Below are 14,467 nucleotides of genomic sequence, written 5' to 3' on the forward strand. Positions count from 1 at the left end.
CACGGCCACCTCGTCAGCTGCCAAGGAGTGAGTTCGTCTGCCGACCGCGATTCTCACCGGTGACCCGGTCGCGGGCTCGTCCCTCGAGGACGACCTGCGGTCGCTGGGCTTCGATGTGCGCAGGACGACCGACGCGGCCGGAGCGGCGGCGGAGCTCGCCGCCGTCCCGGCGCGCGAGCGGGTCGCCCTCGTCGACGCCCGTTTCGTGGGCCACGTCCACGCGCTGCGCCTGGCGCTGACCGACCCCCGCTTCCCCGCCGCCGCCGTACCCGGTGCGCTCGGCGTCCAGCCCGAGGCCCGCGCCGCGCTCGGCCGGGTGGTGACAACCGCCACTCCCGCCCCGGAGACGGCCGCCGTACCGGCCCTGGAGCCAGCGGCCCCCGGCCCGGCCCCCGCCGACGGTGAGCTCCATGCCGCCGGTGTGACGACGGCCACCGGCGCGGTGCTGCCCGACGACCTCGCCACCGCGCTCGGCGCCGAGGGTGTCACCCCGCACCGGCCCGAGCTCGGTGTGCTCGTCGCCGCGGTGCCGGGGGACGCCCTGGAACGCGCCCGGACCCGGGACGCCGTCGACGCGGTCGATGACGAGCGCGTCCGGCTGCGCACCGCGGTGAAGTCGCGCGACGGCTTCTTCACCACCTTCTGCATCAGCCCCTATTCGCGCTACATCGCCCGCTGGTGCGCCCGGCGCGGACTGACCCCCAATCAGGTCACCACCGCCTCCCTGCTCACCGCCCTCATCGCGGCGGCCTGCGCGGCCACCGGCACCCGGCCCGGCTTCATCTCGGCCGGGGTGCTGCTGCTCGCCTCGTTCGTCCTCGACTGCACCGACGGCCAGCTGGCCCGCTACTCGCTCCAGTACTCCACGCTCGGCGCCTGGCTGGACGCGACGTTCGACCGGGCCAAGGAGTACGCGTACTACGCGGGGCTCGCCCTCGGCGCCGCCCGCGGCGGCGGCCATGACGACGTCTGGGCGCTCGCGCTCGGCGCGATGGTCCTCCAGACCTGCCGTCATGTCGTGGACTTCTCCTTCAACGAGGCCAACCACGACGCCACCGGCAACAGCAGCCCCACCGCCGCCCTCTCCGACCGCCTCGACAGCGTCGGCTGGACGGTCTGGCTGCGCCGGATGATCGTGCTGCCGATCGGTGAGCGCTGGGCGATGATCGCCGTGCTCACCGCGTGCACCACGCCCCGCATCACCTTCTGGGTCCTGATCGTCGGCTGTGCGCTGGCGGCCTGCTACACCACCGCGGGCCGGGTGCTGCGCTCGCTCACCCGCCGTGCCGAGCGCACCGAGCGCGCGGCGCGGGCGCTGGCGGAGCTGGCGGACTCCGGACCCGTGGCCGAACTGATCGCCAAGGTGGCCGCCCGCCGCCCGCGCGGCTTCCTGGCCCCGCTGCTCGCGGCCCTCGGCGCCGCGCTGCTGGTGTCCTGCGCCGCCGCCGCTCCCGGCGGCTGGCTGCCGGTGGCCGCGGCCGGCGGATACGCGCTGTGCGCGGGCCTCTCCGTGGCCGCGCCGCTGACCGGTCCGCTGGACTGGCTGGTGCCGCCGGTCTTCCGCGCCGCCGAATACGGCACCATCCTGGTCCTGGCCGCCCGCTCCGAGGTGAACGGTGCCTTGCCGGCGGCTTTCGGCCTGGTGGCCGCGGTCGCCTACCATCACTACGACACGGTGTACCGCATCCGCGGCGGCACCGGGGCGCCGCCGCACTGGCTGGTACGGGCGATCGGCGGGCACGAGGGGCGGATCCTGGCGGTCACGGTCGCCGCCGCCCTGCTGCACGACCAGAACCACGGTTTCACCCTCGCGCTGACCGCGCTCGCGGCGGCCCTCGCGCTGGCGGTGCTCATCGAGAGCGTCCGCTTCTGGGTGTCCTCCGGAGCACCCGCAGTACACGACGAAACAGGAGAACCCGCATGATCGGCCTCGTGCTGGCCGCCGGCGCCGGACGGCGTCTGCGCCCCTACACCGACACCCTGCCGAAGGCCCTGGTGCCGGTCGACGGGGACACCACCATCCTCGACCTGACCCTCGGCAACTTCGCCGAGATCGGCCTGACCGAGGTCGCGATCATCGTCGGCTACCGCAAGGAGGCCGTCTACGAGCGCAAGGAGGCCCTGGAGCAGAAGTACGGCCTCAAGCTCACCCTCATCGACAACGACAAGGCCGAGGAGTGGAACAACGCCTACTCCCTGTGGTGCGGCCGTGACTCGATCAAGCACACCGTGATCCTCGCCAACGGCGACACCGTGCACCCGGTCTCCGTCGAGAAGACCCTGCTCGCCGCGCGCGGCAACGGCCAGAAGATCATCCTCGCGCTGGACACGGTGAAGCAGCTCGCCGACGAGGAGATGAAGGTCGTCGTGGACCCCGCCAAGGGCGTCCAGAAGATCACCAAGCTGATGGACCCCGCCGAGGCGACCGGTGAGTACATCGGCGTCACCCTCATCGAGGGCGAAGCTGCCGCCGACCTGGCCGACGCGCTGAAGACCACCTTCGAGCGCGACCCCGACCTCTACTACGAGGACGGCTACCAGGAACTGGTCAACCGCGGCTTCAAGGTCGACGTGGCCCCGATCGGCGATGTGAAGTGGGTCGAGATCGACAACCATGACGATCTGGCGAAGGGCCGTGAGATCGCGTGCCAGTACTGACGAGGCTCATCCCCTCGCCGCTTGTCGTCGACATCCGCCGGGGCGCTCTGGACGACCTGGCGGGCGTCCTCGCGGACCAGCGGATCTCGTCCTCCGGCAAGCTGGCCGTCGCGATCAGCGGCGGCTCCGGAGCCGTGCTGCGTGAGCGGCTGACCCCGGCCCTTCCCGGCGCGAGCTGGTACGAGGTCGGGGGCGGCACCCTGGATGACGCGATCAAGCTGGCCGACGCCATGAAGTCCGGCCACTACGACGCGGTCGTGGGGCTCGGCGGCGGCAAGATCATCGACTGTGCGAAGTTCGCCGCGGCGCGCATCGGCCTCCCGCTGGTCGCCGTCGCCACCAACCTCTCGCACGACGGTCTGTGCTCACCGGTCGCGACCCTCGACAACGACGCGGGCCGCGGCTCGTACGGGGTGCCCAACCCGATCGCCGTGGTCATCGACCTCGATGTGATCCGCGAGGCCCCCGTGCGCTTCGTGCGCTCCGGTATCGGCGACGCCCTGTCCAACATCTCCGCGGTCGCGGACTGGGAGCTGGCCCACCGCGAGACGGGCGAGCAGATCGACGGCCTCGCGGCCGCGATGGCGCGCCAGGCGGGCGAGGCCGTGCTGCGGCACCCGGGTGGCGTCGGCGACGACGGCTTCCTCCAGGTGCTGGCTGAGGGTCTGGTGCTCACCGGTATCTCGATGTCGGTCGCTGGGGACTCCCGTCCGGCCTCCGGTGCCTGCCACGAGATCAACCACGCCTTCGACCTCCTCTTCCCCAAGCGCGCGGCGAGCCACGGCGAGCAGTGCGGACTGGGGGGTGCCTTCGCGATGCACCTGCGCGGTGCGCACGAGGAGTCGGCGTACATGGCCCAGGTGCTGCGCCGGCACGGACTGCCGGTGCTGCCCGAGGAAATCGGCTTCACCGTCGATGAGTTCGTACAGGTGGTGGAGTTCGCTCCGAAGACCCGCCCCGGGCGCTACACCATCCTCGAGCACCTCGACCTCTCATCCGACGCGATCAGGGACGCATACGCCGACTATGCCAAAGCAGTCAGTCAAGCCATCAGTGGCTGAACTCCGTCCGGTCGTTCACCCCGCGGGGGTGAAGGACCGGCGGAGTGGTGAGCACTGGGCCGGGCGCCTCTACATGCGCGAGATCTCGCTGCGCTGCGACCGGCACCTGGTGAACACACGGGTCACGCCCAACCAGCTGACCTATCTGATGACCGTCTTCGGCGTCCTCGCCGCCCCGGCCCTGCTGGTGCCCGGGGTCGCGGGCGCCGTGCTCGGTGTGCTGATGGTCCAGCTCTACCTGCTGCTGGACTGCGTCGACGGCGAGATAGCCCGCTGGAAGAAGCAGTTCTCGCTGAGCGGTGTGTATCTGGACCGCGTCGGCGCCTATCTGTGCGACGCCGCGGTGCTCGTCGGCTTCGGTCTGCGCGCGGCCGATCTGTGGGGCTCCGGGCGGATCGACTGGCTGTGGGCCTTCCTCGGCACCCTCGCCGCCCTCGGCGCCATCCTGATCAAGGCCGAGACCGACCTCGTCGGTGTGGCCCGGCACCAGGGCGGTCTCCCGCCGGTCAAGGAGGCGGCCTCCGAGCCGCGTTCGTCCGGTATGGCGCTGGCCCGCAAGGCGGCCGCGGCGCTGAAGTTCCACCGGCTGGTGCTCGGCGTCGAGGCGTCGCTGGTCATCCTCGCGGCCGCGGTCGCGGACCAGGTGCGCGGCGACCTGTTCTTCACCCGGCTGGGCGTTGCCGTACTGGCGGGTATCGCCGTACTGCAAACCCTTCTTCACCTCGTGTCCATCCTCGCGTCGAGCAGGCTCAAGTGAGCGGCGCCACGATGACGGTCGGCGCGGTTGTCCTGACCATGGGCAACCGCCCCGAGGAGCTGCGCGCCCTGCTCGATTCGGTCGCCAAGCAGGACGGCGATCCGATCGAGGTGGTCGTGGTGGGCAACGGTTCGCCGCTGCCCGAGCTCCCCGAAGGCGTACGGACCGTCGAGCTGCCCGAGAACGTGGGCATCCCGGCGGGCCGCAATGTCGGTATCGAGGCGTTCGGACCGGGCGGATCAGAAGTCGATGTACTGCTCTTCCTCGACGACGACGGGCTGCTGCCCGGAGTCGACACGGCCGAACTGTGCCGTCAGGCGTTCAGCGCGGATCCGAAGCTGGGGATCATCTCCTTCCGGATCGCCGATCCCGAGACCGGTGTCACCCAGCGTCGCCACGTACCCCGGCTGCGCGCCTCGGACCCGATGCGGTCCTCCCGGGTCACCACCTTCCTGGGCGGTGCCAATGCGGTCCGCACCACGGTGTTCCAGCAGGTCGGCGGATTGCCGGATGAGTTCTTCTACGCCCATGAGGAGACCGACCTCGCCTGGCGGGCGCTGGATGCCGGCTGGATGATCGACTACCGGTCCGACATGGTGCTCCACCACCCGACCACCGCCCCGAGCAGGCACGCGGTCTACCACCGCATGGTGGCCCGCAACCGGGTCTGGCTGGCCCGGCGCAACCTCCCCGCCCTGCTGCTACCGGTCTACCTGGGTGTCTGGCTGCTGCTCACGCTGGCCAGGCGTCCCTCGAAGACCGCGCTCCGTGCCTGGCTGGGCGGGTTCCGTGAGGGCTGGAGGACCCCGTGCGGTCCCCGCCGGCCCATGAAGTGGCGTACGGTATGGCGCCTGACCCGACTGGGCCGCCCTCCGGTCATCTGACAAGCTCGTAACTGATACGCATCGGGCGCGACCCGGGGCGCCGCCCCTGTCAGCGCACCCTGAGGACGAAAGTGTCAACTGTGAGCGAGATTACGCACGACAGTGCGGTCGCCGTGAGTCCCACCTCACCCGACGACGGCCTGTCCCCGGCCGAGCTGGCCCGTAAGCACGGGCTGGAGGTCAGCGGTGCCCGGGTGGGGCTGGGCGACTACGTCCGGCAGATGTGGGGCCGGCGTCACTTCATCCTGGCCTTCTCGCAGGCCAAGCTCACGGCCCAGTACAGCCAGGCCAAGCTGGGTCAGCTCTGGCAGGTGGCGACCCCGCTGCTGAACGCCGCGGTGTACTTCTTCATCTTCGGTCTGCTGCTGGGCGGCAGGGGCGGGCTGAAGAACGAGCAGTACATCCCGTTCCTGGTGACGGGTGTGTTCGTCTTCACCTTCACCCAGAACTCGGCGATGGCCGGGGTGCGGGCGATCTCGGGGAACCTGGGCCTGGTGCGGGCGCTGCACTTCCCGCGGGCCTCGCTCCCGATCTCCTTCTCGCTCCAGCAGCTCCAGCAGCTGATGTTCTCGATGATCGTGCTGCTGGTGGTGCTGCTGGGCTTCGGGCACTTCCCGGACCTGTCCTGGCTGCTGATCGTCCCGGTGCTGCTGCTGCAGTTCGTCTTCAACACCGGTGTGGCGCTCATCATGGCGCGGATGGGCTCCAAGACGCCCGACCTGGCGCAGCTGCTGCCGTTCATCCTGCGTACCTGGATGTACGCGTCCGGTGTGATGTACCCCCTGGAGCACATGCTCGAGAAGGCCGGGGCGCACTCCTGGGTCTCGGACGTGCTGCTGGCGAACCCGGCGGCGGTCTACATGGACCTGATGCGGGTCGCGCTGATCGACGGCCTGCCCGAGGCCCTGCCCCCGCACGTCTGGGCGCTGGCCCTGGGCTGGGCGGTGCTGGTCGGTGTCGGTGGCTTCGTGTACTTCTGGAAGGCAGAGGAGCAGTACGGCCGTGGCTGAGCAGATTCTCGACAAGGCCGCCAAGGACGGTCCGGCGGACAAGGTGGGCGCAGTGAGCGAGGTCTCTTCGACGACCGCCGCGGGGGAGCGCATCCCCACGGTCATCGCCGATGACGTGCACATCGTCTACCGGGTCAACGGCGGCCCGCGCGGCAAGGGCAGCGCCACCGCCGCCCTGAGCCGGATGGTCCGCCGGAAGAGCGCCCCGGGGATGCGCGAGGTGCACGCGGTGCGCGGGGTCACCTTCGTCGCCTACCGCGGTGAGTCGATCGGTCTGATCGGCTCCAACGGCTCCGGGAAGTCGACCCTCCTCAAGGCCGTCGCGGGGCTGCTGCCCACCGAGCGCGGCAAGGTCTACACCGATGGCCAGCCGTCGCTGCTCGGTGTGAACGCGGCGCTGATGAGCGATCTGACCGGTGAGCGCAACGTGATACTCGGCGGTCTGGCCATGGGGATGTCGCGGGAGCAGATCCGCGAGCGCTACCAGGGCATCGTCGACTTCTCCGGTATCAACGAGAAGGGTGACTTCATCACCCTGCCGATGCGTACCTACTCCTCCGGTATGGCGGCCCGGCTGCGCTTCTCGATCGCCGCGGCCAAGGACCACGATGTGCTGATGATCGACGAGGCGCTGGCCACCGGTGACCGGAAGTTCCAGAAGCGCTCCGAGGCCCGGATCCGCGAGCTGCGCAAGGACGCGGGGACGGTGTTCCTCGTCAGCCACAACAACAAGTCCATCCGGGACACTTGTGACCGGGTGCTGTGGCTGGAGAAGGGGGAGCTGCTGATGGACGGCCCGACCGACGAGGTCATCAAGGCGTATGAGAAGGAGACGGGCAAGTAGCCCCGTCCGCCCGCGGTGTACGACGAGGCCCCGCCGGAATGATCCGGCGGGGCCTCGTCATACGGTCCCCGTCACCCGAACGGCTGAGCCGTGTATCCACGGCGTCACCTGGCGTATCTGTAGGGATGACCCGGACGGGAGGGTGGGCAGTATGACGAGAACGGCAGTACGCCGCAATATGAGTCACGACAACTCAACCAGCTGGTAAAGACGTTGATACACAATGGTGAAGCTGAATGAGTTGTTGTAGATTGAACCGCTGAGATCAGAGGCCGACGGATGTGGTATGGGACGTGCCCACCGTCGTGCAGTTGGGAGCCCTAGCGATGGATCATGAGCAAGCGGAATTGTTGGGACGACTGTCCGATGCTCTCGGTCCGGTGCCCCGTGAGGTGATCGAGAATGCGCAGGCGCTTTTCAGAGAAGGCGCGGCTCGTCGTGATGCGGACGAGAATGCGGGAGACGGGACGGAGGACCTGAAGGACGAGGTCCACGAGAGCCGTTCGGCCCGAGTTTCTCAGGCGTAGTCCGGCGGCTCACCGCATAGGCGCGCAGACCGGCTGCCCGGATGTGGGAGACCAGGGCGGAATCGCTTTTCTCCACCCGGCTCTGCTCTTGGAGGATCTTCTTCAGATGGGCCAGACAGCGCGACCTGATCGGTCCGATGGAACCGCGCGGCATGGCGAGGGTCTCGCTGATCTCGTCGTAGGACATCGGCGGATCCGTCACCAACAGGCCCAGGAGCGCCTGGCACTTCGGTGTGAGTGAGCAGAAGGCCGCTAAGACCTCGTCGTCCCGCTCCCGGGCGAGGGCGGCGTCCTCCGGCTGGGGTGCCGAGGTCTCGGGGCGGTCGAACGCCTCGGCCCCGCCGACCGGAATGTTCCGCCCCGACTTCTCCAGGTGCTTGAGGCTCTCCCGGCGTGCCGAGGTGGAGATCCATTGCGCCAGCCGCTCGGGCGAGCGCAGCTTGTCCAGATGTTGTACGACCCGCATCCAGGTCGCCTGGCTGACGTCCGAGCAGTCGGCCGGACTGAGTCGATGTGATCGGGCGATGGCCCAGATGAGTGGCGCATACCGTTCGACGATCCGGTTCCAGCAGTCCTGATCCCCATCAAGGCAGCCGTCTACCAGATCGTTCAATGACCGTGCGTGCACGTATCCCCCCGCGTCTTCATTTTACTCCTGGCGCAACAGCGCGGAACGAATTTGGAATCCCCGGTTCCGTCCGTTCGTCAGGTGTCGCTAGGTGAGCAAAACTCAAATTCACCTCAGCTACGAGTGTTCACTATAGAGCGGCGACAATGGCGCCTGTCAACTGTTTCATGGCCGGTCACACACGTTGACTGGCGGGTAGCCAGTCTTCCGCTGGTGAACCGGGGGAGGGAACCTCTGAACACATGTCCAGGATGTGGATTTCCTCTCTCGAACTGATTGACGGGGGACGGATGTTGGGGTTCCCGGAGGTGTCGCGGAGCCGTCCGACCAGCCGCCCGGCGGGCCGTGCGGCCGGCCCCGGACGGCCGCCGGGGCGCGGCCGCCCCCATGTGTGAACCAGAGGCACCGCCGCTGCTGCTGTTCACTAAACAGAGGCGCTGTATCGTGTGCCTGTACGCCGGGTTGCCGAGCGGCGGGGGATCAGGGAGGGGGACGCGTGTCGCCAGGGGAAGCGCACGTCGCACCGTATTCACGGCGCGAACGGCTGCGCATCGCGACCATCCGCGAGATCAAGGACGTGGCCCGGACGCTCCTGGTCCAGGAGGGCCCGGAGAACGTCACCATCCGGGCCATCGCGCGCGAGATGGGCATGACCGCGCCGGCCGTCTACCGCTACTTCAGTAGCCGTGATGCGCTCATCCTCCAACTGCGGGTGGACATCTTCGAGGAGATGGCCCGCTTCATGCGCGGTGTCCTCGGCAAGCTCCCGGAGGACGAGCCCGGCCGCAGACTGATCAGCGGCTCCCGGGCGCTGCGGATCTGGGCGATCAAGCACCCCCATGAGTTCGGGCTCATCCTGGGGCCGTGGGCCCCCGGGCTCGGCCGTGAGGAGACCAAGCCCGAGCGCCATATGGGCCTGGTCCTCGGCTCCGTCTTCTCCGATCTGGTCTCCGACCTGTGGCGGCTGCGCGGGTTCCCCGCGCCCGAGGGCTCCGAGCTCGACGCCGGGCTCACCCGTCAGCTGGCCACCCTCAGCGAGGACCAGGACGTGGACATGCCGCCCGGCGCCATCGCGGTCATGCTCCGCTGCTGGGTGCGGCTGTACGGGGTGATCTCCATGGAGGCGCTCGGCCATATGTCCTTCGCCCTGGCCGAGGGGCAGTCCTTCTTCGAGTTCGAGCTGCGCAGCCTGTGCACGGTGCTCGACATCGAGGAGTTCTACGAGAAGGTCGGCTGACGGCCGAACCCCCCCGCGTACCGGGCCCGGCACCGGATCCCGGCCGCGTCCCCGCAACGGGGCGCGAAGGGGGCACATGGGGGTGTACCCCCGTACATCCGTACACCGCGAGGCGTAAGCTGGAGCAATGCCCATCCGGATCATGTCGGCACCGGACCGTTGTCCCCTGATCGGGGGCTCCGGGCCGGACGCCCTTGACGTGGCGGAGCGGCGTGTCCGGATCGTGCCGACCCTGCCAACCGGTGTAGAACGGGGGATGTGACGGCATTGGCTACACGGCCCCTCTCCAGCGCTCCCACGGGCCCCGGTCGCCGGGACCCGCACGGCGTCCTGGGCCTCGCCCGTAACGCTGGCTGTCCACGGTGACCGTCGAGGACGAGCGCAGCCGTTCCTTTACCATGTCGAGCCCCCCGAGCGGCGAGCAGCAGGCCGCCCGCGCCGTGCTCGCCAAGGCCGCGCACGAGAACTTCCCCGTCGCCCCCTTCTTCCTGCCGCGCGCCTGGCGCACCGACCTGATGGCCGTCTACGGCTACGCCCGGCTGGTGGACGACATCGGCGACGGCGACCTCGCACCCGGCGGGGCCGACGCGGAGCTGCTCGGCCTCGACCGGGCCGACGCGGACGACACCCCGGCCCTGCTCGACGCCTTCGAGGCCGATCTGCGCCGGGTCTTCGATCCCGCCGCCACCCCGCGCCATCCGCTGCTGCGCGCGCTGCGCCCCACCGTCCGCGCCCACGGCCTCACCCCGGGCCCCTTCCTCGGCCTGATCGAGGCCAACCGCCAGGACCAGCGGGTCCGGCGGTACGCCACCCACCAGGAGCTCCTGGACTACTGCGAACTGTCGGCCAACCCGGTGGGGCGGCTCGTCCTCGGGATCACCGGCACCGCGAGCCCCGAGCGGATCCGGCGCTCCGACGCGATCTGCACCGCCCTCCAGATCGTCGAGCACCTCCAGGACGTGGCCGAGGACCTGCGCAGGGACCGCGTCTACCTCCCCGCCGAGGACATGAAACGCTTCGGGGTGACCGAGTCCGATCTCACCGCTCCCACCGCGGGCGCATCGGTGCGTGCCCTGGTCGCGTTCGAGGCGGAACGCGCCTGGGACCTGCTGAATGAAGGCACCCCGCTGGTGGGTAGCGTCCACGGCAGACTGAGGGTGCTGCTGGCCGGATTCGTGGCCGGGGGGAGGGCCGCCCTGCGGGCGGTCGCGGCCGCGGGACACGACGTACTCCCTGGACCGCCCAGGCCCACCAAGCTCAGCCTGCTGCGCGAGGTGGGGGCGACACTGCGAAGAGAGGGGTGAGCCGGACCGTGGACGGATCTCCGCACGCGTCCGCGCCAGTGCTCGCGGCGTACCGCTACTGCGAGGCCGTGACCGGGCACCAGGCCCGCAACTTCGCCTACGGCATCCGGCTGCTGCCCACCGAGAAGCGTCACGCGATGTCCGCGCTGTACGCCTTCTCCCGCCGGATCGACGACATCGGCGACGGAGCCCTCGACGCCGACGCCAAGCGCGCCCGGCTCGTGAGCACCCGCACCCTGCTCGGCCGGATCCAGAGCGGCGGGATCGACGAGGACGACACCGATCCGGTCGCCGTCGCGCTCGCCCACGCCGCACACCGCTTCCCGATCCCGCTCGGCGGGCTCGAGGAGCTGATCGACGGCGTGCTGATGGACGTGGCCGGGCGGACCTACGAGACCTGGGACGACCTCAAGGTCTACTGCCGCTGCGTGGCCGGTGCCATCGGACGGCTCTCCCTCGGCGTCTTCGGGACCGTGCCCGCCGCCGGGCACAGCGAGGACGAGCTCGGCCGCGCCCCCGAGTACGCCGACACCCTCGGCCTCGCCCTCCAGCTGACCAACATCCTGCGGGACGTCCGGGAGGACGCGGCCGCCGGGCGGACCTATCTGCCGGCCGAGGACCTGGCCAAGTTCGGCTGCTCCGCCGCGTTCCGCCGTTCCACCGCCCCGCCCGACGCCGACTTCTCCGGGCTGGTCCACTTCGAGGTGCGGCGGGCCCGCGCGCTGTTCGACGAGGGCTTCCGGCTGCTGCCGCTGCTGGACCGCCGCAGCGGGGCGTGTGTGGCCGCCATGGCGGGCATCTACCGCCGGCTGCTGGACCGCATCGCCCGGGACCCGGCGGCCGTCCTGCGTGGCCGTGTGTCGCTGCCCGCCCACGAGAAGGCGTATGTCGCGGTGCGCGGCCTCGCCGGACTCGACGCCCGCGCGGTCGCGCGCCGCAGGACCGGGGGGACGCATCGATGACGGCTCCCCTCATCCGGCCCGGCCACCGGGGCGCGCCCCGGCCGGAGGGCGCCGCGCGCGGCCGTACCGCCCTGGTGATCGGCGGCGGTCTCGCCGGTACCACGGCGGCGCTCGCCCTCGCCGACGCCGGGATGCGGGTGACGCTCCTGGAGGGAAGGCCCCGGCTGGGCGGCCTCGTCTTCTCCTTCCGCCGCTCCTCGGCCGCGGGCGAGCTGACCGTCGACAACGGCCAGCATGTCCATCTGCGCTGCTGCACCGCCTACCAGGGGTTGCTCGACCGGCTGGGCGCGGCCCGACTCGCCCCGGTCCAGAGCCGGTTGGACGTTCCCGTGCTGGACGCCGAAGGCCGCCCCGGGCGGCGTCTCGGCCGGCTGCGCCGCACCGCCCTGCCGGTGCCGCTGCACCTGGCCGCGAGTCTGGCCGGCTATCCGCACCTCTCCCTCGCCGAGCGGGCCCGGGTGGGCCGTGCCGCGCTCGCCCTGGGGCGGCTGGATCCCGAGGACCCGGCCCTGGACGGCGAGGACTTCGCGAGCTGGCTGCACCGCCACGGCCAGTCGCCGCGCGCCGTCGAGGCCCTGTGGGACCTGGTCGGCGTGGCCACGCTGAACGCCACCGCGGCCCATGCCTCGCTCGGTCTGGCCGCGATGGTCTTCAAGACCGGGCTGCTCTCCGAGGCGGGCGCCGCCGACATCGGCTGGGCCCGCGCCCCGCTCGGCGAGCTGCACGACACCCTCGCCCGCGCCGCGCTGGACACCGCGGGCGTCCGCACCGAGCTGCGCACCCGGGTGACCGCCGTCTCCCGCACCCCCGAGGGCCGCTGGCGTCCGCACCCCGCCGAGGGGGCCGCCGCCACCCGGCCGCTGGACGACGCCGACGCCGTGGTGCTCGCCGTACCGCAGCACGACGCCCACGCCCTGCTGCCCGACGGCGCCCTCGACGACCCCGGCCGGCTGCTGCGCATCGGCACCGCGCCCATCCTCAATCTGCATGTGATCTACGACCGCACCGTGCTGCGCCGCCCGTTCTTCGCCGCCCTCGGCAGCCCCGTCCAGTGGGTCTTCGACCGTACGGGCGCCTCCGGGCTGCGGCAGACCCCCGGCGCCGGGCGCAGCCAGTACCTCGCGGTGTCGCAGTCCGCCGCCCATGAGGACATCGACCGTCCGGTGGCCGAGCTGCGCGCCCGCTATCTGCCCGAGCTGGAGAGGCTGCTGCCCGCCGCCCGCGGTGCGTCGGTGCGGGACTTCTTCGTCACCCGGGAGCGCACCGCCACATTCGCCCCCGTCCCGGGCGTCGGCCGGCTGCGGCCGTCCGCCCCCACCAACGCGCCCGGCCTCTACCTGGCCGGTGCGTGGACCGCCACCGGCTGGCCCGCGACCATGGAGGGCGCCGTGCGCAGCGGGCTGTCCGCCGCCCGCGCGGCCCTCACCGACATCGGCCGCCCGCATGTGAATCACCTCCCCGCCCCGGGTGGGGAGACGCCCGAGGAGGCGGCATGAGCACCACCACAGAAAACAGAGGAGAGCCCGTGACCCCGGCGACCCCAGCTGTCGACACCGCGAGTGTGAACGCGCTGCTGGAGCGCGGCCGCACGCTTGCCACGCCGGTGCTGCGCGCGGCCGTGGGCCGGCTCGCCCCGCCCATGGACACCGTCGCCGCCTACCACTTCGGCTGGATCGACGCCGAGGGCCACCCCACCGCGGGCGACGGCGGCAAGGCCGTCCGCCCCGCGCTGGCCCTGCTGTCCGCCGAGGCCGCCGGCGCCGCCCCCGAGACCGGGGTGCCCGGCGCGGTCGCGGTCGAGCTGGTCCACAACTTCTCGCTGCTCCACGACGACCTGATGGACGGCGACGAGCAGCGCCGCCACCGCGACACCGTCTGGAAGGTGCACGGTCCGGCCCAGGCCATCCTGGTCGGGGACGCCCTGTTCGCCCTGGCCAACGAAATACTGCTGGAACTGGGCACCGCGGAGGCCGGGCGGGCGACCCGCCGGCTGACCTCCGCCAGCCGGGACCTGATCGACGGTCAGGCCCAGGACATCTCCTACGAGCACCGTGAGCGGGTGACGGTCGAGGAGTGCCTGGAGATGGAGGGCAACAAGACCGGTGCGCTGCTGGCCTGCGCCGCCTCCATCGGCGCCGTCCTCGGCGGGGCCGACGACCGCACCGCCGACGCCCTGGAGCGCTACGGCTACCACCTCGGGCTGGCCTTCCAGGCCGTCGACGACCTGCTCGGCATCTGGGGCGACCCGGAGGCCACCGGCAAGCGCACCTGGAGCGATCTGCGGCAGCGCAAGAAGTCGCTGCCGGTGGTCGCCGCCCTGGCCGCCGGCGGACCGGACTCCGAGCACCTGGCCCAGATCCTGGCGGCCGACGCGCACAAGCCGGAGGCGGAGTTCGCCGACTTCTCCGAGGAGGAGTTCGCCACCCGCGCCGCCCTGATCGAGCAGGCCGGGGGCCGGGACTGGACCTCGCAGGAGGCCCGCCGCCAGCACGCGACCGCGATGGAGGCGCTCGGCGCGGTGGAGATGCCCGCCGCCGTCCGGGCGCAGTTCGTGGCGCTCGCCGACTTCGTCGTGGTCCGGGAGAGATGATCGTC

Annotated in this window: 13 protein-coding genes; 12 read left to right on the forward strand and 1 reads right to left on the reverse strand. The window is 71.1% G+C overall.

What is annotated here, in order from left to right:
- Positions 1 to 37: 37 nt before the first annotated feature.
- The 7 genes from AC07FT_RS22395 (at position 38) to AC07FT_RS22425 (ending at position 7,214) form a co-directional block, all read left to right on the forward strand.
- Complete coding sequence (locus AC07FT_RS22395) at positions 38 to 1,924, forward strand: DUF5941 domain-containing protein (RefSeq protein ID WP_479177902.1); 1,887 nt, start codon at positions 38 to 40, stop codon at positions 1,922 to 1,924.
- On the forward strand, positions 1,921 to 2,658 hold the full coding sequence (locus AC07FT_RS22400; RefSeq protein WP_471205568.1) for a phosphocholine cytidylyltransferase family protein: 738 nt from the start codon (positions 1,921 to 1,923) through the stop codon (positions 2,656 to 2,658). The genes AC07FT_RS22395 and AC07FT_RS22400 overlap by 4 nt, the downstream gene beginning before the upstream one ends.
- The gene (locus AC07FT_RS22405) at positions 2,646 to 3,719 is read left to right on the forward strand and encodes an iron-containing alcohol dehydrogenase family protein (protein ID WP_479177793.1); all 1,074 of its coding nucleotides are present in this window, start codon (positions 2,646 to 2,648) and stop codon (positions 3,717 to 3,719) included. The genes AC07FT_RS22400 and AC07FT_RS22405 overlap by 13 nt, the downstream gene beginning before the upstream one ends.
- On the forward strand, positions 3,685 to 4,476 hold the full coding sequence (locus tag AC07FT_RS22410; protein WP_471205572.1) for a CDP-alcohol phosphatidyltransferase family protein: 792 nt from the start codon (positions 3,685 to 3,687) through the stop codon (positions 4,474 to 4,476). Before AC07FT_RS22405 ends, AC07FT_RS22410 begins: the two co-directional genes overlap by 35 nt.
- Before the next feature lie 11 nt (positions 4,477 to 4,487).
- Positions 4,488 to 5,360 carry a glycosyltransferase family 2 protein gene (locus AC07FT_RS22415; protein ID WP_471205707.1) on the forward strand — a complete coding sequence of 291 codons (873 nt, stop codon included), beginning with the start codon at positions 4,488 to 4,490 and terminating at the stop codon, positions 5,358 to 5,360.
- An 80-nt stretch (positions 5,361 to 5,440) separates the two neighbouring features.
- Positions 5,441 to 6,370, forward strand: a complete 930-nt coding sequence (locus AC07FT_RS22420; protein ID WP_479177794.1) for an ABC transporter permease — start codon at positions 5,441 to 5,443, stop codon at positions 6,368 to 6,370.
- 43 nt (positions 6,371 to 6,413) lie between these two features.
- Positions 6,414 to 7,214 (forward strand): ABC transporter ATP-binding protein, encoded by an 801-nt coding sequence (locus AC07FT_RS22425; protein WP_479177903.1) that lies wholly within the window; start codon positions 6,414 to 6,416, stop codon positions 7,212 to 7,214.
- A gap of 417 nt (positions 7,215 to 7,631) precedes the next feature.
- Here AC07FT_RS22425 and AC07FT_RS22430 read toward each other — a convergent pair whose 3' ends face one another.
- Entirely contained in the window at positions 7,632 to 8,369 is a 738-nt protein-coding gene (locus AC07FT_RS22430) for an RNA polymerase sigma factor (RefSeq protein WP_479177795.1), read from the reverse strand.
- Positions 8,370 to 8,865: 496 nt separating this feature from the next.
- On the opposite strand from AC07FT_RS22430, the gene AC07FT_RS22435 reads away from it, so the two are divergent.
- The 5 genes from AC07FT_RS22435 to AC07FT_RS22455 all read left to right on the forward strand — a co-directional run bounded on the left by AC07FT_RS22435 (position 8,866) and on the right by AC07FT_RS22455 (position 14,462).
- Positions 8,866 to 9,606, forward strand: a complete 741-nt coding sequence (locus AC07FT_RS22435; protein WP_479177796.1) for a TetR/AcrR family transcriptional regulator — start codon at positions 8,866 to 8,868, stop codon at positions 9,604 to 9,606.
- Between the two features lie 440 nt (positions 9,607 to 10,046).
- A complete protein-coding gene (hpnC, locus tag AC07FT_RS22440) occupies positions 10,047 to 10,910 on the forward strand; it encodes a squalene synthase HpnC (protein WP_471205711.1) in 864 nt (287 codons plus the stop codon).
- Positions 10,907 to 11,872 carry a presqualene diphosphate synthase HpnD gene (gene hpnD, locus AC07FT_RS22445; RefSeq protein WP_479177797.1) on the forward strand — a complete coding sequence of 322 codons (966 nt, stop codon included), beginning with the start codon at positions 10,907 to 10,909 and terminating at the stop codon, positions 11,870 to 11,872. Before hpnC ends, hpnD begins: the two co-directional genes overlap by 4 nt.
- On the forward strand, positions 11,869 to 13,368 hold the full coding sequence (gene hpnE, locus AC07FT_RS22450; RefSeq protein ID WP_479177798.1) for a hydroxysqualene dehydroxylase HpnE: 1,500 nt from the start codon (positions 11,869 to 11,871) through the stop codon (positions 13,366 to 13,368). The genes hpnD and hpnE overlap by 4 nt, the downstream gene beginning before the upstream one ends.
- A complete protein-coding gene (locus AC07FT_RS22455; RefSeq protein WP_254742486.1) occupies positions 13,365 to 14,462 on the forward strand; it encodes a polyprenyl synthetase family protein in 1,098 nt (365 codons plus the stop codon). Before hpnE ends, AC07FT_RS22455 begins: the two co-directional genes overlap by 4 nt.
- The last annotated feature ends 5 nt before the right edge of the window (positions 14,463 to 14,467 follow it).

The sequence above is a fragment of the Streptomyces sp. NPDC045899 genome (assembly GCF_056431485.1).